Source organism: Sulfitobacter geojensis (assembly GCF_000622325.1).
GTDB classification, from domain to species: Bacteria; Pseudomonadota; Alphaproteobacteria; order Rhodobacterales; family Rhodobacteraceae; genus Sulfitobacter; species Sulfitobacter geojensis.
Genome location: NZ_JASE01000005.1, coordinates 2,249,518 through 2,267,556 on the forward strand (window position 1 = coordinate 2,249,518; position 18,039 = coordinate 2,267,556).

Here is an 18,039-nt window from a genome sequence, read left to right on the forward strand (position 1 = left end):
ATGATGCTGCACCAACCAATCGCCTTTCTAAACCGTTTCCGCCACGATCAATCCGGCGCTGTCGCGATCGAATTTGTGCTGCTTGCACCGCTATTGTTCGCGCTGTTGTTCGGCATTGTCATTGTTGGCTACTTTATCGGGGTCAGCCATTCGGTTTCCCAGCTTGCCACTGGTGCGGCCCGCGTTTCGGTTGTCGGGTTGGACACGGATGAACGCGAAGAACTGGTCACCGCCTATCTTGAGAAAGCAAGCGTGAACTATCCGTTGCTCAAGCAGGACGCGCTCGACACCCAATACCTGCTGGAGGAAAGCACCCCCCCCGGCGTAACGGTAAATGTCACCTATGAAATTGACGGATCGTTATTGGGCGTTGCCAACAGCCTGCTCGGCCTCAGCCTGACGGACATCAAGGGGAGCGCCTATCTTGCGTATTAATCCCCCGATCTTCACGGCATTTGCGCGCGACGAAGGTGGGGCCATTGCAGTTGTTGTTTCGTTGCTGTTGACCGTCTTGCTGGGCTTTGTGGCACTTGGCATTGATGTGGCGGCGCTGTACCGCGAGAACGCCAATCTACAGGCGGATGCCGATCTGGCCGCCATGAGCAGCGTGCGCGACCCCGGTCAAGCGACCCCGCGTGCGCAGCTGTCACTGGGCAAAAACAAGCGTGAAAACGAAACGTTGACGGAGCTGGTCAAGGGGCGTTATCTGCGCAACCCTGAAATCCCCCGCGAGAACCGCTTTACCCCGCTTTCCGATGGCAATCCGGCAATCAACGCGGTGCGCGTGAAACTCGAAGATGACGGGCCACTCTATTTCGCCAAGATCTTTACGCAGGGCGATCACGTCGATCTGACCCGAAGGGCGACGGCGATCCGCACTGGTGCCGCGAGTTTTTCGCTTAACAGCAGTATCGCGCGGCTGGATCTGGCCGATCTGAACCTAACATTATCCGAGAGCTTTGGCACCGAAATCTCGATCACCGCGGGCGAGCACGAAGCCTTGTCCAGCACAGACGTCGACATGGAAGACTTCCTTGAGGAGTTGAACCGGTTGGTCGGAAACGGATCGCGCAATCCGGCGGAAATTCTTGATGCCGAAGCGACAGCGGCGGACGTCTTCACCGCTTTGCAAAATGTGCTTCCAGCGGGCACCGCAGGCAGCCTGAACGCCGTGATGGGCGCGGGCGGGGCATTGCCCGTCGCAGTATCGGCATTGGTGGGCGGGATCGACAGCGGTTTGGGCCTGACCGCATTTGAATTCGCATCTGACGTGGAATTGACCGCCCTCGATATCGTCAAAGCCGTCGCCAGCACCAACAGCTATAGCAATGCTTTGAACGCGGATGCTGCATTGGATGTGGCTGGTGTCACAACGGTCGCTACGCGGCTGGCCCTTGGCGAACCACCGGCACATTCCGGTTGGGTCGCTTTGGGCGAACAGGGCGTGCAATTGCACAGAGCGGCCACACGCGTGCTGACCGAAGTGAACCTTGAACCGAACCTGCTTGGCGCGCTTGGGGTGGGTGTTTCCGTCACCAGCCTCAACGTGCCGGTCTATGTGGAAGTCGCAGGATCGACTGCAACTTTGGAAGAAATCAGCTGCGCCTCCGAGCAACCCGATGCGCTTGCGGCACGGTTTTCAACAGCATCGACACCGCTTAGCCCTGAAAACGGCACCTCGGTTGCGGCACTGTATCTCGGGAAAATTGCGGAAGATGTATTTACCCAAGGGCCGATCAGCCCGTCCGATCTGGGTTTTGCCGACATTCTGGAGGTGACACTGCGGGTTAACCTGCTGGTAGGGTCGGTCGAGGTTCCCGGCATTACAATTCAGGCACGTTCCAATATTGCGGTCGGGCAATCCCAAACCGAAAGCATCCGCTTTACCAACGACGATGTAAAAAATGACCGGATGGTTCGTCATTTCGGGTCCGGAGAATTGGTCGGCTCGGCGATTTCGACTTTGCTGTCACCGGCACATACCGAATTGCGGGTGAAGCCGGGGCAGGAGGGGCTTGTTACGGGTCTGGTCGCACCGCTGTTGTCGAACGTGCTGGCAATCCTGCCCGACCGTTTGCTGGGGGCGCTGGCGACACCTTTGGACGGGGTGGTGGACACTGTATTAAACGGTGCCGGACTGCGTTTGGGCGAAGGGGAGCTGACCCTGAACCGCCATCACTGCGAAGCGATCAGGCTGGTGCAATGAGCGTCGCTATTCTCCGTGCAAACAACTGGCCCTACGCACAGAAAAAGCGGACCGGTAAGGGTCCGCTTGACTGGATAGATTGTGTAGGTGTTCGGGTGTTACGTGAGCGGGTGCGGCCAGTTTCCGCGTTGCAAAGCCTAAAGCGTTCAGGCCTGGAGTGCCGCAGGATCACTGTGTTTGGAACGCCCGACAAGCGGCAAAATGCGACGGGTCGGAACCGAGGTGGTCCGCTGGTGATGTTCGGCGTCGGTTTCATTTGCGATGGCGCAGATTTCATCGGTCACAAAGGCAATCAGTTGATAGCGCGATCCCATGCCGGATTTTTGATAAATGCTGCTGAGCTGGGATTTGATCGTGGCAATCGCACATCCGCGCATCTCGGCAACTTCGCTATTGGAAAATCCTTTGGCCACAAAAATGGCGACGTCCGCTTCGGCCTGCGACAATCCCCATTCAGGCGCATAGCGCGCGATGACACTTTCCTTGGCCGCTGGCGCGGAAACGGAAGAGGCCGCCTTCTTGGGGCGCAGATTGGCCTGATATTTGGTAACTTGCTTAAAGCAGATATAAGCAACGCCGCTGGTCAATGCGAAGAACAGCGCAAACAACCCGACGATTGTTGCGACGTCGGCTGACCCTTTCTGAAGAATAAAGCCGACAACCAGCGCGGTCTTTAACGCAGCGACGCCAAAAACCAAAGTGAACCCAGAAACCCAATACCGAACCACGTGCTTATCCCATTTCTAATTCAGACAATTGTACGCATCCTATTCTATGGGCCAATATGTCGATATTGTGGCCGACCGCCGATCTGCCGCGCATTTTCGAAAAAACGAGAGTAAATATTCACGGTCGACCGTTTTTCACCTGATTTCAGGCAATCCTTTGGTTGACCCGCATTGTGGGCAGTTACCCAGAGCCGCGCAATGCGACACCAACGGGGCAGGCCCCGCCAGAAAACCGTTCCCACCTTATGCTGCAAAACTAACCATCGGGGCGCGCAGACGGCTTGTCTGTTGACAAGATCCATCGGGTGCATATCATTCGCATACAAACAATCAAAGGCGCTGCACCCGTGTCCTATCACCGCCCGACAGATCTGGCATCTGCCCTGTCCCTCGCGTCCGAGGCGGGGCACGTGAGGATTGCGGGCGGCACCGATGTTTTTCCGGCCAAACGACAGGGGCAGGGGTTTGGCAGCCTGCTTGACCTGACGGCTGTGCGGGAACTGGCCGGTATTGAGCATACAGAAAAGGCTATTCGCTTGGGCGCCTCCCTAAGTTGGAGCGACGCGATCAACGCCGATTTGCCGCCGGCCTTTGAGGGGTTGAAACAGGCCGCCCGGCAGGTCGGGAGCGTACAGATCCAGAACAGGGCCACCCTTGCCGGTAACCTGTGCAATGCCTCGCCAGCCGCCGACGGTGTCCCCCCCTTATTGACGCTAAATACCGAGGTTGAGGTTGCAAGCGCGGCGCGCGGCACGCGGTTGGTTCCATTGGACGCGTTCATTCTGGGGGTCAGGAAAACCGCGCTTGAGCCGGATGAAATTGTGACGGCGCTTGTTGTACCGCGGCCCCCGCAGGATGCCGGTTCCTGTTTCGAGAAACTGGGCAGCCGGCGCTATCTGGTGATCTCGATCGCAATGGTTTCGGCACTTGTTGTCAAAGACGCAAGCGGGTGCATTACCGACGCGCGGATCGCGGTCGGTGCCTGCTCTGCGGTCGCACAGCGACTTCGGCGGCTCGAGGTTTCGTGCATTGGAAAACGCCCTGAAGACATCACAGTGACCGCAGATCATTTGACGGATTTGACCCCGATCGACGATGTGCGCGGTTCAGCCGCCTATCGGCGCGACGCGGTGGCAGCACTGTGCCTTCGTGCGTTAGAGGGGGCAATGGTGTGACTGAAGTTCTGTTCCGTTTCAATGGGAAAGACACCACTGTTCATCCTGAAACCGGCGCGCGCCTGTCGGAAACGTTGCGCGAAACGCTAGGGGCGCGGGATGTGAAAATCGGCTGTAACGCGGGCGACTGCGGGGCCTGTACGGTACTGTTGGACGGGGTGCCGGTTTGCGCTTGTCTGACGCCAACACAACAGATCGCTGGGCAAAACGTCGAAACCGTCGCAGGGTTGCATGCCAATGATCCCGTCGCAAAAATGCTGGGCGAACGGTTTCAGGATCACGGTGCCGCGCAATGTGGCATATGCACACCGGGCATGATGGTGGCTGCGGTGGCTTTGCTGCGCGATGACCCAACGCCCACGGAAGACGCCGTAAAGGATGCCCTTGGCGGGGTGTTGTGCCGCTGCACGGGCTATCGCAAAATCATCGATGCGGTAATGGGACGGCCTGCGGTTTTGGACGGTGCGCGCGGTGCGGTCGGGGACAGCATCCGCCGCTTGGACGGGGCCGACAAGGTTGCCGGACTTGAGCGCTTCAGCGATGATATTGCCCCCGCCGGCACGCTTGAAATTCTCGTGATCCGCTCGCCCTATGCGCGGGCCGGCTTCCGCTTTGGTGACCTTGAAACTTGGGCTGCTGCGACCGACGGGATCGAGGCGACCCTGACCGCTGCCGACGTGCCGGGGCGCAATGTCTTTGGTGTGATCCCGCAGTTTGTAGACCAGCCCGTTTTCGCCGAAACCGAAACCCGTTTTCGCGGCGAAGCGGTTGCCGCCGTGGTGGGCACGCCCGCTGCAATCAAGGCGCTTGCGCCGGATGACTTTCCCGTCACATGGACCGAATTACCCGCCGCGACAGACATTCATATGGCGCAAGACAGCACCGCCGAAAATTTGCACAAGGACCGCGATGGCAACATCATGTGTGGCGGGTTTGTAAAATGCGGTGACGCCACAGCGGCGCTGGCGCGTGCGGATGTCGTGGTTGAGGGTCATTTCAACAGCGGCTTTGTCGAACACGGTTACATCGAACCCGAAGCGGGGTTTGCGCAGATGGTCGGGGACCGTGTGGAGATTTACGCAGGCACGCAAGCCCCCGTGATGGACCGCGACAGCCTAGAAATCATTTTGGGGCTGAATGCCAGCAAGATCCGCATTGTGCCGACGGGCATCGGGGGCGGCTTCGGGTCGAAACTGGACCTTTCGGTGCAGCCCTATCTGGCGTTGGCTGCGGTGAAGACAGGCAAACCTGTCCGCCTGACCTATAGCCGCACGGAATCGATGCAAAGCACCACAAAACGCCACCCCTCAGACATTCACTTGCGGATCGGGGCAGACCACACCGGCAGGATTTGCGGCTTTGATTTCTACGGAGAATTCGACACGGGCGCCTATGCCAGTTGGGGGCCGACGGTTGCCAATCGCGTGCCGGTACATGCCTCCGGCCCTTACCGCATCACCGATTACCGCGCTGAATCCAAAGGGGTCCACACCCACAATCCGCCCGCCGGTGCGTTTCGCGGATTTGGCGTACCGCAGTCAGCCATTGCACAGGAATGCCTGTTTGACATGCTGGCCGAAAAGCTGAGCATGGACCCGTTGGAGTTTCGCATTCTGAATGCCTTGCAAAACGATGCGCCGACGGTCTGCGGACAGGTGTTTTCGCAAGGGGTTGGTATCGGAAAATGTCTGGAAAGCCTGCGGCAAAGCTGGGCAACCGAGCGCGGCGCCGTCGAAAAGTTCAATGCAACATCAAACACCTACAAGCGCGGTGTCGGGGTGGCGGCGGGCTGGTATGGCTGTGGCAACACGTCCTTGCCAAACCCCTCTACGATCAAATCTGGCGTGACGGCAAAGGGGGCTGTGGTGCTGCATCAAGGGGCGATGGACATTGGGCAGGGGGCCAATACAGTCATCACACAGATTTTCGCGACGGCTCTTGGGGTCGGGACCACGTCTATTGATCTTGTCGGGCCCGATACGGATGTGACGCCGGATGCCGGCAAAACCTCTGCCTCGCGCCAGACCTATGTCTCGGGGGCTGCAGCGCGGATGTCGGGACTGGCGTTGCGGGCGCTGGTGCTCAAACGGATGAACGTGTCCGAGGCGGCCGTGCTTTCGTTTAAGGATGGTCAGGCTGTGGCGCAGGATGGCGGCAGGGTGCATCGCCTTGATCTCGCCACGCTGGAAACTGACACAGATGGCTTTGTGTTCCGCGCAATCGAAACCTATGACCCGCCGACCAAACCGTTGGATGCCGACGGGCAGGGCGCGCCCTACGCCCAATTCGGATATGCGGCGCATCTGGTGGTGGTTGAGGTGGATATGGCCTTGGGCACTGTCAAACCGCTAAAATTCATCGCGGCGCATGATGTTGGTCAGGCCATGAACCCCTTGTTGGTTGAGGGGCAGGTGCAGGGTGGCATCGCGCAAGGGTTGGGCATGGCATTGATGGAAGAATACCTGCCCGGGCGCACCGAAAACCTGCATGATTATTTGATCCCGACCATCGGTGATATGCCGCCCGTTGAAACGATCATCATCGAAGAACCCGATGCGCACGGACCCTACGGTGCCAAGGGGTTGGGCGAACACGTATTGATCCCGACGGCTCCCGCGATCCTGAACGCGATCTATGCGGCAACAGGGGCGCGGATCACGCAGGTCCCCGCGACACCCGCCATCGTGCGCGGCGCAATCAAGAAAGCGCAATCATGAGCGGCCCTGCAAGCGCGAAACCCGAGAAAATCCGATGCGATGCCTGTCCGGTTCTGTGTTTCATCGCGGACGGGAAATCTGGAGCCTGCGACCGCTATGCCAATCACGCAGGTGAATTGGTGCGACTGGACCCGTTGACGATCGTTGAAACGGCGGGGGCGCCGCTGGTGCCCTTTATGAAAGATGGCGCGGCATGGGACGGCGATATCGTCAAAGGCGACCGCCCTTTCGTCACTGCCGTGGGGGCTGGCACCACTTATCCCGACTACAAACCAGCCCCCTTTATCGTCAGCCGGGACATCGACGGCGTGGATATGGTGACTGTCGTGACCGAAGGCATCTTCAGCTATTGCGGTGTGAAGGTGAAGATCGACACGGACCGTCACATCGGGGATGAACGCGATATCGTATATGCGCAGGGCGAGGCGATCGGCCATGTGATGACCTCTGAATACGGTTCCAAGATGTTGTCGCTGGGTGGTGTAGAGCACCTGACCGGCGGCTCAAAGAAGGAGGGGCGCGCCACCTGCGCCGCCTTGTTGGCGTTGTGTAACCGCGAGGCTGTGACCCTTAGCATCGGCGAAGGTGATCATGCCACCGAGGTGATCGTACAAGCAGGCCAAGCCCCCGTGATCAACGGAGATACAGAACGCCTGATGCGGGTGGGCTGCGGCTCGGCCACCATCGGGATGTTCGCGAAACAATGGCTTGATCACGTGGATGACGTGGTGGTTGTCGATGATCACATCACGGGCGTTCTGTCCGAACACGAAGCGGGCAAGCAGTTGGATATGACCGCAACCGGGATCAAGATCAAAGGACGCCGTTCCACACCCGGACGCTATTTTCAGGTGGCTGAGCCCGGCACCGGCTGGGGTGGCACGGATATCGACGATCCGCTGACCATTCTGGGACCGTTCAACCCTAAAATCGCCCGCGCCGGTATGCGGTTGTTGATGGTGTCCACCACGGGTGAACAATTCGCCTATTACGAGCTGGACGACACCTTGCAACCGCAACAGCGCGACCTGCCCGAGGCATTGCGCAAATCGACGGATCTGATTGCGGAAAACTGCGAACCTTCGGTTTGTTCCGTGCTGTTCATGGGCGGTGCCGGGGGCAGCCTGCGTGCAGGAGTAACGGAAAATCCCGTGCGCCTGACCCGTTCGGTCAAGGATGCGCTGACCCATGTGTCCTGCGGCGGGGCGAAACCCTATGTCTGGCCGGGCGGCGGGATCACTGTGATGGTGGATGTGATGGACATGCCTGAAATGTCATTCGGTTATGTGCCGACACCCGCCTTGGTTGCCCCGATCGAATTCACGCTGCGGGCCAGCGATTACGCCGCGATGGGCGGCTATGTGGATCACGTCAAACCGGTGACGCAGATTGAAACGGCATCGGCACGGCGGATCGGGCGGAGCGCGCAAGGCCATGATCCATTGGCGGCGCAGCACTATCATTGGGCAAAAGGGGACAAACGCTGATGGGCCCCGTTGCGCACAGACTGGGCGACCGATTGCACCTGCAACACGGCCCGATTGATCTGATCATCGGGGCAGACGGGGCAGGGCACGCGCGCACGCAGGCCTTTGCAGCCGCGCAAGCCCGGTTCGCAACTGTGCTTGAGGAACTGGTGGCAGAGATTGATCTTTTGCGCCAGCCCATCGGGCACGACACGCCGCCACCGCATGGGGAAACCGCCACACGCATGATGGCCGCAAGCAAACGGTTCGCGCGAGGTACCTTTGTAACGTCCATGGCTGCAGTCGCGGGCGCGGTCGCCGAAACGATCTTGCATGCGATGACGGACACCGCCGATCTGACGCGGGCCTATGTCAACAACGGCGGCGATATCGCGCTGCACCTGACGCAGGGCACTGAATTCTCGACGGCGATGGCGGGTCATGACGGTCGCGCGCTGGGCCGCATCAGGATCACCCATGCGGACCCTATACGCGGGATTGCAACCAGCGGGCGACACGGACGCAGCCTGAGCCGCGGCATTGCTGACAGTGTTACGGTTCTGGCCGCCACTGCTGCAAACGCAGATGTCGCCGCCACGCTGATCGCCAATGCGGTTGATGTCCAAAACACCCTCGCCATCCGCCGCTGTCCTGCGCGAGAGATCGACGATCACTCTGACCTTGGTAACCGGCTGGTCGTCACCGGCTGCGGCCCATTGCGCGACGATGCGATCACAACCGCGCTGGGCAACGGCGCGAATTACGCGCAAAAATGCGCAAACGGCGGCCAGATCACCGGTGCCTGTCTCTTCCTGCAAGGCCAGTCCCGCGTCATCGGCCACAGCGCCGTCACGCTTTCACAAGGAACACCTGAATATGCATAAAGTCATTCTGCGCAAAACGGTTCTGGCCGTTGAGGAGATTTTTCACGAAGGCGGGCCAGTGCCGGACACCCCGCTGCTGCGCGGGTCGATCATGGCGATCATCAATAACCCGTTCGCCGGTGATTACGTCAATGAAATCGAAGGGTTTCAGGACGACCTTAAACCATTAGGTTTAGAGATGGCGATGAAACTGGCAGCGGCATTGGGCGGTGCGGGCGCGATCGAAGGATACGGTAAAGGCGCAATCATTGGTGCCGGGGGAGAGATCGAGCACGGGGCGCTTTGGCACGCGCCGGGCGGCTATGCGATGCGCGAATTGCTTGGCGATGCCAAGGCAATTGTGCCCTCAACCAAAAAGGTGGGCGGCGTGGGGGCACGGCTGGACGTGCCGCTGACCCATATCAACGCGTCTTATGTGCGCAGCCATTTCGACGCGATGGAAGTCGGGTGCAACGATGCGCCCAAGGCGGACGAGATGGCCGTTATACTGGTGATGAGTACAGGCGCGCGCATTCACAACCGCGCCGGCGGGCTGGCAGCGGCGGATATCAAAGGCGAGGACGGTTTACGATGAAAGCGAAGATCAGAAAAATTGCGGTAAACGTGGAAGAAACACATATCGAGATGGGACGTGCCATATCGCCACCTACACGCAAAGCGGTTGCAGTTGCGGTGATCGAAAACCCCTTTGCCGGCAGCTATACCGAGGATCTGACCCCCTTGATGGACATCGGTGCCGAATTGGGTGCGCTCTTGGGAAAACGCTGTGTCGACGCGCTTGGGATCACGCCGCAAGCTGCTGAAAGCTATGGTAAATCTGCCATGGTCGGCGAAAATGGCGAACTTGAGCATGCAGCAGCCATCCTGCATCCGAAACTGGGTGCGCCCCTGCGTCTGGCCGTCGAAAAGGGCGCGGCATTGGTCGCTTCGTCTAAAAAAATGGGCAGCCCCGGACAGGTGCTGGACGTGCCGTTGGGGCACAAGGATGCCGCCTATGTGCGCAGCCATTTTGACGGGATCGAAGTACAACTGAACGATTCCCCCCGCGCCAATGAAATCATGGTCGCCGTGGCGGTCACCGACAGCGGTCGACCCTTGCCGCGGGTCGGCGGGCTGACCCATGCAGAGGCCGAAGGCAAGGACGGGTTACGGTGATCGAAGATGACCTCGATTATGTGCTTGATGACCAGATCGGGTTCTTGCTGCGCCTGGCCAGTCAACGCCATTCGGTGATTTTTCAAAAGAATGTGGTGGGCAAGCTGACGGCCACGCAATTCGCGACGCTGATGCGGATTTCGGAGCATGGGGAGGTGTCACAAAACCACCTTGGACGGTTGGCCGCAATGGATGTGGCGACCATCAAGGGCGTCGTGGACCGGCTGAAAGCCAAGGGGCTGGTGCAAACACGCGCCAACCCGCGCGACAAGCGCAGGATGTCGATTTCGCTCAGCAATGCGGGACATCAGATGATTGGTGACCTCAAACGTGCAGGCCATGAGATAAGCGCCCTGACGCTGGCCCCCCTCAGCGCGGATGAAAGCCAGACGCTTGTGAGCTTGCTTAAGAAAATAAGTTAGATCACCTCGGGCAAGCGCTCGGCGGGCGGGGTGTTGCGGCTGCGGGTAGAGGTGACTTTACCGTCGATGATGGTCATGCCGACGCCCGGCAGGTTGCCTTCGCTCACAGAGTCTAGCATCGATTTGCCGGGGGCGTGTTGCGCCTGATCCAGCAGCACGAAATCGGCGCATTTGCCGGCCTCGATCAACCCTGTGTCCAAATCGCGTTGCCGCGCCGTGTTGCCGGTGCCAAAACAAAACGCTTGTTCTGCGGGCACATTCCCAAAGGACGACAGCATCGCAATCATCCGCAAGATGCCAAGCGGTTGAACACCAGATCCCGCAGGTCCGTCGGTGCCAAGGATCACCTGATCCAGTTTGCCCAATTCACGCGCCGCATTTAGCGCCAGAACGCCGGCGCGTTCATTGCCATTGTGCACGATTTCAAAAGCCGAGGAACAGCTTTCGCACAGGCAAAGGATCTGATCGTCGGGCAGGGCGGAATGCCCGCCGTTGATGTGACCGATCACATCTGTTCCGGTTTCGATCACCATATCCGCGTCGATCAATCCCGATCCGGGGATCGACGGCCCGCCGGTATGGATCGTGCTTTGCATGCCGTATTTGCGCGCCCATGACACCATCTGTTGGGCCGTCTTGCCGTCCTTAACAGTGCCCAGCCCCACTTCACCCAGTAGCTTCACACCGGCTTCGGAAAGGTCTTTGAAATCCTGTTCCACCATGCCCTGTTCGATCACCGGTGCACCCGCGTGGACCTTGACGCCTGAGGGGCGGAAGTTTTCGTACCAGCGCTGCGAGGCGATTGCCATCGCTTTGAGGCCGACAATATCTTTAGGGCGGCCCGGCATATGAACCTCTCCCGCTGAAATCAACGTGGTAACGCCGCCGTGTAAAGTACTGTCAATCCAGCTTAATTGTTGTTGACGCGGGGTGTAATCGCCGACCACCGGGTGCACATGGCTGTCGATCAGACCGGGGGCCAATGTGACACCTTTGGCATCCACCACAGTATCGGCATCATCCGTATCAAGGTCGGCGAACTTGCCCCACGCGCTGATCTTGCCATCCATCGCGATCAGGCAGTCGCCGTCAAAAATCGGCTCTTCCAGCTTGCCTGACAGGATCATGCCGATGTTCTTGATTACCAGTTTCTCGCTCATGACGGCTCCTTCGTTTACATTCTAAACCCCGAGATAACGCGCAAGCATTTCCGGGTCTTCTTTCAGATCATCCGCCGTCGCAGAGGCAACCGACATGCCGTTCTCGATAAACACCACACGGTCGGCGACCTGCAAAACCGCATCGACCCTTTGTTCAACAAGAACAATGGCAAAGCCTTCGGCCTTCATCTTTAAAATCACATCACGGATCAGCGCGATCATCGAAGGTTGAAGCCCTTCGGTGGGTTCATCCAGCAGCAAAACCTTGGGGCGCAGACACAAGGCACGGGCAGTGGCCAGCATTTGCTGTTCCCCCCCTGAAAGGGTGCCCGCGGTTTGTTTCAGCCGTTCACGCAGGCGGGGAAACAGCTCCAGCACCCATTCTTTTGTGTCCTTGCCCATGCCCCGTGTCATCAGACCGATTTCGATGTTTTCAGCGACCGAAAGCTCGGGAAACAATCGCCGGCCTTGCGGGATATACCCGATGCCACGGCGCGGAATTTCATGTGGGGGCAGGGTGGCAAGGTCTTCGCCCTCCAATGTCACACTGCCCGAACTGATGGGCAGCAGCCCCATCACGGATTTAAGCGCCGTGGTTTTTCCTGCGCCATTGCGGCCCAGAAGGCACATAATTTCAGAGGGTTGCACATCAAAGCTCACCCCGCGCAGGGTTTTGACATCGCCATATGCGGCGTGAATATCCTTGACCTCAAGCATCGGTCTTACCCAGATACGCGGCCTGCACGGCGCCACTTTGACTGATCTCTTCGGGGGTGCCATTGGCCAGCACCATCCCCTGGTCCAGCACCGTGATCCAGTCCGCCGCCCCCATGACCACCGTCATATTATGCTCGATCAACAGAATTGTCGTTTCTCCGGCCAGCGATTTTATCAGCGCGATGAAGCCCGCAACTTCAGCTTCGGCAAGGCCTTGGGTTGGTTCATCAAGGATGAATACACGCGGTTCCTGAACAAGGCCCATCGCGATTTCCAGCTGGCGTTGATGGCCATAGCTAAGGTCGCCCGCGATCTGGTCGGCCCGATCCGCAATGTCGACTTTGCCAAGCGCTGCGGCGATCTTTCTGGCTAACACTGCGGGTTGCTTACCAAACAGACGCCGCGCCGCGATAGCGACGTTTTCATGCACCGACAGACGCGGAAAGATCGAGGTGATCTGGAAGGTATAAGCGATGCCGAGCTGGATGCGTTTATGCGCGGGCAGGGCGCTGATGTCGCGCCCTTCAAAAAGGACCTGACCGCGGGTTGCCGGCGTGCGACCGCTGACCATGCCGACAAAAGTGGATTTGCCTGCTCCGTTAGGCCCGATGAGGGCGGTGATCTTGCCCGTCGGCAAGGCGAAATCGACGTCGGCATTGGCCGAGATGCCGCCATAGACCTTGGTCAGCCCCTTGGTTTCCAGAATATTCATGGCAACCATGGGAACACCCGTTTGCGCATTTCGCCCATCAGCCCTTGCGGCGCGAACATGGTCAGCAACACCAGCACCACACCCGCAACCAGCATATAGGCTGTGGTCAGAGAGCTGGAAAAATCAATGAGATAGAACATGAAGAACACCCCAAGCAATGGCCCGATGGTGGTGCCGGCACCGCCCAAGAGTACCCAAAGCAGCGGAAAGATCGAATACTGGACCGTGGCAAAGGTCGCCCCGACATAGCCGAACAACATGGCATAGGCCGCACCGGCAACGCCCGAAATCAGCCCAGACAGGATCATCGCCTTCAGCTTATGCGCGCCAGTATCGTAGCCCAGCATCTTTGCCCGTTCTTCGTTCTCGCGGATTGCCACCAACGTGCGACCAAAGGGCGATTGCGTAATCCGTGCAAGGGCAAGGAAACAGGCCGAAAACAGCACCAGCGCCGCGACGTAGCGGGCATGATCCGTGGTCAGATCTATCCCCAGAAACTGGCGCTGAGCGGACTGGATTACGAAGCCTTCGTCGCCGCGCGTATAGGTGCCGAAGTACAGCACCACGAGGTATGCGGTTTGCGCGAACATCAAGGTCACGATCATAAACGCCACGCCAGTGGTGCGCAGAGCGAGAAAGCCGGTCACCGCAGCCAGCACGGTGGCCGACGCCATGCCGGCCAAAAAAGCGAGGGGCAGGGGCAAGCCGCCAAGGTTCACCGACAGGCCAAAACCATACATGCCAGCGGCAAAAAACATTGCATGGCCAAGGCTCAGCAGGCCAGTATAGCCAAACAGAACGTTATACCCCATGGCATAGATCGCCAGTACCATGATCCGCGACAGATTGCCGGAATGATAAGGCGGCAGGATAAAGAACAGCGCGACCAATGCGGCCAGAACCGACAGGTGCAACGTTGTGGATTTGCCTGTGATCGTCATGTGACGGGCTTGCCAAACAGGCCTTGCGGTCGCCAGACAAGGACCATGGCAACAAGGAAGGTCGCCAGAATTTTCGCCACGGTGGGCGAGAAAAACACCGAGATTATGCCGTCGCTCATGCCGATCAGCAGGGCAGCCACGACGGTACCGGGCAGGCTGCCGAGGCCACCGATGATGACGACGATAAACGACAGCAGCAAAGGGTCCGCGCCCATCAGGTAATGGGCCTGTTGGATCGGCACCACAAGGACCGCGCCAAGTGCGGCAAGGCCCGCACCAAGGCCAAAGACCATGGAATAAACACGCCCCACAGGAATGCCGAAAGCTTGGGCCGTTTCGCTGTCTTGTTGCGTTGCCCGCATGATCAGGCCAATTTTCGTGCGGGTAATCAGCAGCCAAAGCGCCACAAGCACCACCGCTGCTGCAGCAATCACGAAGAGCTTGTAACTGGTCGTGCTCAGCCCCCATGGCCAATACATTGCAAAACCGCTTTCGCCGAACTCGAACCACGGCAAGGCAAGGCGGTGATTAAAGGGCGGTTCAACCGGACGGGCATCAGGGCCAAAGGTCATCAAGGTGGTTTGCTGGATGATGTAAAGCAGACCAATGGTCGCCACAATGGTCCGGTCGGCATCGTATTTCAGGTGTTTGAGGATCACACGGTCCGCCGTGGCAGCGATCAGGCCGACCAACAAGGGCGCGACCACCAGTGCTGCTACAAAACCAACCGCCGGGTGCCCACCCAAAAGGGAAGTCACATACCATGCCAATACGGCGCCCAACATGTAGAATTCACCATGCGCCACGTTCACCACGCGCATCACCCCGAACACGATGCTCAGCCCCATAGAGGTCAGTACAAGCACCGAAGCGATGACCGCCCCCTCGAGGGAGGCAAGCATCAGATGTGGCCCAAATTCCATTCTACTGCTGCAATTTCAGCGCTTTAGAAGGACTGCGCGGTATAATCGACCTCGTCCTCGTACATGCCGTCCTCGATCGAAGCAGTGTGTTCGACCTTAAGCGTTCCCTCCGAAACCTTGGAGATATACTGCGGCCCAAAGACCTGATGCGTCTTGCCGTTGAACAGTTTCGCGCCTTGGGGGTGATCGAGCGAATGCGGCATATCCGTCATGGCTTCGACGGCTTCGATCAGTTTGGCGCGGTCTTGCGGTCCTTGATAACCGGCGGTTTCCATACCTGCCTTGATTACATTCAGGGTCTCCCAACAGCCGAACATATGGGCATAGGTTGACACATCTTTGGGATCGTCCAGCGATGCGCCGCGCGCGTCAACACCGACGGCGGCGCGGTAGGCCGTGTCGAATTCGGAGTTGTCTTCCTGCGCATGACGCGGATGGCCCTCCCAGAAATAGGTGCCTTCCAGAAATTCCAGACCCGGGCTTTGGATGTCCACGGCCTCAAGACTGTCGATGAAGCCAAAGATTTCAGGACGCGACGGGCCAAAGAACTCGCCAAGTTCTTTCACAAATGTCAGCACCGCAGGGCCGACCATGACGTGATAGACGACATCGGTGTCGCGCGGGATCTGTGGGAAGTAGCGGGTGAAAGAGGTTTCGGCAGGCGGCACGGCAATCTTGGCAACCACTTCACCTCCCTGCGCCTCGATCGCGGCGGAGAAGAAGTCGCGGTGATCATGGCCAAAGGCAAAGTCGGGAAAGATCATCGTTACCTTTTTACCCAGATTATTCGCCACAAAAGGGGCCATGGATTGCACCTGACTTTTCACATCCGTGATGCCCGGCTGCAATGTGTAGCGGTTTAGCATGCCGGACGCGACATGGTGCCCTTCGGAGACCACAAAATAGGGCAGTTTCAATTCGCCCGCGCGCGGTGCAGAGCCGATGACCACATGGCTGAACAACGTGCCAAATGCGACGTCGACTTCATGCTGGTTGGCAAACTTTTCAAGCACCTCGGCCCCGCGTTTGGGGTCGGTGCCGTCATCCTCGATCACCACTTCAACGGGGCGACCATTGATCCCGCCCATATCGTTAATGCGCTTTACGGCAGCCTGCGTCGTGGCATCATACCAGCGCCCGTAAGCCGCACCGATGCCCGTCGCGTGTTTCTGAAAACCGATTTTGATGGGGGCCGAGCTTTGCGCCTGCGCAAAGCCCAGGCTGCCGGGCAGCGTCCCCGTAGCAAGCAATGCACCCGCACCGATGCCTTTCAAAGCCGTTCGGCGATTAAAATCGGTCTTCTTGGATGTTCCGTTGGACACAGTAATTCTCCCTTGAAGGCTGGTGCGCAGTTCCGGAGCGCTTGATTTATATTGTTCGCACACGAATGATCTGTCCAGAACTTTCTAAAAGTTCACGCGCCCCGCGGTGTTGACAGCAGCCAAAGGCCAAAAATCGTATAGAAAATCATCAGAATGCTGAGGAACAGCTGGATCAGGATCAACCCTTTGCGCGTTTTGGCGAACCGGCCGGAAAGATGATGTGCCATAGCTATAGAGATTATGTGAGAGATGACAACCGCCGCAACATTGGCCAGCAGGATCGGTTTCACCGTTTCAGTACTATTGAGAAAACCGGTTGTGACGCGCAGATCGCCCAGACCGAACAGGTTCCAGCCGCGCGCCAGTGGATCGCCGAGGGTTGCGGCAAGGTGCTGAATTTGAACAAGAAACGAGACGAAATAATGGGCGAAATGATAGCCCAGTGCAATCGGCAGGATGGTAATAGCATAGGTGCGAAACGCCTGCAAAAATGAAACAGGCGGCATCGATCCGAACCGTGTGGCAATCCGCAGCCCCGCCCAGATCGCGGCACCGTAAAGGCAGATCACTGTGATATTGGCGGCGATCAGCCCCAAAGCGGAACTCCACACCACAGCAGAGCGGCCCGGAAACGCCAGCGGGTTGATGCCGATTTGACCCAACCACCAGAATGTCTCGCGCAGACCATCAAAACTGCCGGAGACCAGAATCGTCAGGCAGAACAGCGCCCGCGCCATGTCGAGCGGCGCAAGGGCGAAGCTGGCCCAGCCAGCGATGCCAACCTTGACCTGCGCCCCTAAATGCACAGGACGCAGCGACCCGATAAGGCTGAACAGAACGGAGAAACATTCCACATTTCTGGCCCAGACCGCGCGGCCAAACAGCGCCATGCCGACAAAGGTAAAAACCCAGTAAACAAGTGCAATTGTGGCCAGCCGGTCAGGGTCACTCGGCGCGACATCGGTCAAAAGGAAAATCTGGAACAGAATAAAAACAGCGAGAGCAGGCCATGCGCCCAATCGGGCAGGGTAGCGCAACAGCGGGGCGTTGCCATCAAGCAAAACTACACAGAGTCCCGACCACGGGTTGACCCAGCGCCATAGATCGCCCAGCACCCCTTGCACCATAAACAGGCCGACCCACCAGCCGGTCCAGATTACCTGCGGCAAAAGATTGCTTTGCGGATCGTTCGGGCCGTTCACGCCGACATAGAGAAGCGCAAAGAACAGCACCGTACACAGCAAGGATGTGACCTGTGGCGCGATGCCAGCGTCAAAACCACGTCCGATACGGAACCCGCGATATAGGCGTGCAAGCCAGCTGCGGGGCGTAAAACTGATCAGGATGATTGACGCAAACACCGCCAGCGTCCCGCCCAATGTATAAAGCTCTGTTGGCAAAAGCAGCACCAAAGCCTGTTCAGCAGGATGCGCCAAAGCCATCGCTGGCATGGAAAGCGCGAACACCACCCCTAAAAGACACTTTGAATTACCCGTCATATCGTTAGCTTA

The 18,039-nt window shown here is 58.5% G+C and carries 17 protein-coding genes; 9 read left to right on the forward strand and 8 right to left on the reverse strand.

Going from position 1 to position 18,039, the window contains the following annotated elements:
• Nucleotides 1-3 precede the first annotated feature (3 nt).
• Nucleotides 4-435 (forward strand): TadE/TadG family type IV pilus assembly protein, encoded by a 432-nt coding sequence (locus tag Z947_RS21535; protein ID WP_162171874.1) that lies wholly within the window; start codon nt 4-6, stop codon nt 433-435.
• Complete coding sequence (locus tag Z947_RS0112935) at nt 425-2,206, forward strand: TadG family pilus assembly protein (protein ID WP_025044720.1); 1,782 nt, start codon at nt 425-427, stop codon at nt 2,204-2,206. Before Z947_RS21535 ends, Z947_RS0112935 begins: the two co-directional genes overlap by 11 nt.
• Before the next feature lie 146 nt (nt 2,207-2,352).
• Here the strand turns inward: Z947_RS0112935 and Z947_RS21540 are convergent, their stop codons facing one another.
• Entirely contained in the window at nt 2,353-2,934 is a 582-nt protein-coding gene (locus Z947_RS21540; RefSeq protein WP_025044721.1) for a helix-turn-helix transcriptional regulator, read from the reverse strand.
• Nucleotides 2,935-3,281: 347 nt separating this feature from the next.
• Between Z947_RS21540 and Z947_RS0112945 the strand changes: the two genes are divergently transcribed.
• Genes Z947_RS0112945 through Z947_RS0112975 form a run of 7 tightly spaced genes read left to right on the forward strand, consistent with a single transcriptional unit; the run spans nt 3,282 to nt 10,753 of the window.
• The gene (locus Z947_RS0112945) at nt 3,282-4,109 is read left to right on the forward strand and encodes an FAD binding domain-containing protein (protein WP_025044722.1); all 828 of its coding nucleotides are present in this window, start codon (nt 3,282-3,284) and stop codon (nt 4,107-4,109) included.
• Nucleotides 4,106-6,826: a molybdopterin-dependent oxidoreductase gene (locus tag Z947_RS0112950; protein WP_025044723.1), complete on the forward strand. Its 2,721-nt coding sequence runs from the start codon at nt 4,106-4,108 to the stop codon at nt 6,824-6,826. Before Z947_RS0112945 ends, Z947_RS0112950 begins: the two co-directional genes overlap by 4 nt.
• Nucleotides 6,823-8,313, forward strand: coding sequence for a hypothetical protein (locus Z947_RS0112955; protein ID WP_025044724.1), 1,491 nt, complete (start codon nt 6,823-6,825; stop codon nt 8,311-8,313). Before Z947_RS0112950 ends, Z947_RS0112955 begins: the two co-directional genes overlap by 4 nt.
• Nucleotides 8,313-9,176, forward strand: a complete 864-nt coding sequence (locus Z947_RS0112960) for a UPF0280 family protein (RefSeq protein ID WP_037938917.1) — start codon at nt 8,313-8,315, stop codon at nt 9,174-9,176. Before Z947_RS0112955 ends, Z947_RS0112960 begins: the two co-directional genes overlap by 1 nt.
• A complete protein-coding gene (locus Z947_RS0112965) occupies nt 9,169-9,750 on the forward strand; it encodes an amino acid synthesis family protein (RefSeq protein ID WP_025044726.1) in 582 nt (193 codons plus the stop codon). Before Z947_RS0112960 ends, Z947_RS0112965 begins: the two co-directional genes overlap by 8 nt.
• Nucleotides 9,747-10,331 (forward strand): amino acid synthesis family protein, encoded by a 585-nt coding sequence (locus tag Z947_RS0112970; RefSeq protein ID WP_025044727.1) that lies wholly within the window; start codon nt 9,747-9,749, stop codon nt 10,329-10,331. The genes Z947_RS0112965 and Z947_RS0112970 overlap by 4 nt, the downstream gene beginning before the upstream one ends.
• Nucleotides 10,328-10,753, forward strand: coding sequence for a MarR family winged helix-turn-helix transcriptional regulator (locus tag Z947_RS0112975; protein WP_025044728.1), 426 nt, complete (start codon nt 10,328-10,330; stop codon nt 10,751-10,753). The genes Z947_RS0112970 and Z947_RS0112975 overlap by 4 nt, the downstream gene beginning before the upstream one ends.
• On the opposite strand, the gene Z947_RS0112980 is transcribed toward Z947_RS0112975, so the two are convergent.
• The 7 genes from Z947_RS0112980 to Z947_RS0113010 form a co-directional block, all read right to left on the reverse strand.
• Nucleotides 10,750-11,913, reverse strand: coding sequence for an amidohydrolase family protein (locus tag Z947_RS0112980; protein ID WP_025044729.1), 1,164 nt, complete (start codon nt 11,911-11,913; stop codon nt 10,750-10,752). The genes Z947_RS0112975 and Z947_RS0112980 overlap by 4 nt on opposite strands.
• Nucleotides 11,914-11,934: 21 nt before the next feature.
• Nucleotides 11,935-12,630, reverse strand: a complete 696-nt coding sequence (locus Z947_RS0112985; RefSeq protein WP_025044730.1) for an ABC transporter ATP-binding protein — start codon at nt 12,628-12,630, stop codon at nt 11,935-11,937.
• The gene (locus tag Z947_RS0112990) at nt 12,623-13,342 is read right to left on the reverse strand and encodes an ABC transporter ATP-binding protein (protein WP_025044731.1); all 720 of its coding nucleotides are present in this window, start codon (nt 13,340-13,342) and stop codon (nt 12,623-12,625) included. Before Z947_RS0112990 ends, Z947_RS0112985 begins: the two co-directional genes overlap by 8 nt.
• Nucleotides 13,339-14,283 (reverse strand): branched-chain amino acid ABC transporter permease, encoded by a 945-nt coding sequence (locus tag Z947_RS0112995; protein WP_025044732.1) that lies wholly within the window; start codon nt 14,281-14,283, stop codon nt 13,339-13,341. Before Z947_RS0112995 ends, Z947_RS0112990 begins: the two co-directional genes overlap by 4 nt.
• On the reverse strand, nt 14,280-15,206 hold the full coding sequence (locus Z947_RS0113000; protein WP_025044733.1) for a branched-chain amino acid ABC transporter permease: 927 nt from the start codon (nt 15,204-15,206) through the stop codon (nt 14,280-14,282). Before Z947_RS0113000 ends, Z947_RS0112995 begins: the two co-directional genes overlap by 4 nt.
• A gap of 23 nt (nt 15,207-15,229) precedes the next feature.
• On the reverse strand, nt 15,230-16,528 hold the full coding sequence (locus Z947_RS0113005; protein WP_025044734.1) for an ABC transporter substrate-binding protein: 1,299 nt from the start codon (nt 16,526-16,528) through the stop codon (nt 15,230-15,232).
• 92 nt (nt 16,529-16,620) lie between these two features.
• The gene (locus Z947_RS0113010; RefSeq protein ID WP_037938919.1) at nt 16,621-18,027 is read right to left on the reverse strand and encodes a hypothetical protein; all 1,407 of its coding nucleotides are present in this window, start codon (nt 18,025-18,027) and stop codon (nt 16,621-16,623) included.
• Between the last annotated feature and the right edge of the window lie 12 nt (nt 18,028-18,039).

Coding starts and splice junctions, on each gene's coding strand:
- Z947_RS21535 (WP_162171874.1), top strand. CDS start 4: ATGCTGCACCAACCAATCGCCTTTCTAAACCGTTTCCGCCACGATCAA.
- Z947_RS0112955 (WP_025044724.1), top strand. CDS start 6,823: ATGAGCGGCCCTGCAAGCGCGAAACCCGAGAAAATCCGATGCGATGCC.
- Z947_RS0112960 (WP_037938917.1), top strand. CDS start 8,313: ATGGGCCCCGTTGCGCACAGACTGGGCGACCGATTGCACCTGCAACAC.
- Z947_RS0112965 (WP_025044726.1), top strand. CDS start 9,169: ATGCATAAAGTCATTCTGCGCAAAACGGTTCTGGCCGTTGAGGAGATT.
- Z947_RS0112970 (WP_025044727.1), top strand. CDS start 9,747: ATGAAAGCGAAGATCAGAAAAATTGCGGTAAACGTGGAAGAAACACAT.
- Z947_RS0112980 (WP_025044729.1), bottom strand. CDS start 11,913: ATGAGCGAGAAACTGGTAATCAAGAACATCGGCATGATCCTGTCAGGC.
- Z947_RS0112985 (WP_025044730.1), bottom strand. CDS start 12,630: ATGCTTGAGGTCAAGGATATTCACGCCGCATATGGCGATGTCAAAACC.
- Z947_RS0112990 (WP_025044731.1), bottom strand. CDS start 13,342: ATGAATATTCTGGAAACCAAGGGGCTGACCAAGGTCTATGGCGGCATC.
- Z947_RS0112995 (WP_025044732.1), bottom strand. CDS start 14,283: ATGACGATCACAGGCAAATCCACAACGTTGCACCTGTCGGTTCTGGCC.
- Z947_RS0113000 (WP_025044733.1), bottom strand. CDS start 15,206: ATGGAATTTGGGCCACATCTGATGCTTGCCTCCCTCGAGGGGGCGGTC.
- Z947_RS0113010 (WP_037938919.1), bottom strand. CDS start 18,027: ATGACGGGTAATTCAAAGTGTCTTTTAGGGGTGGTGTTCGCGCTTTCC.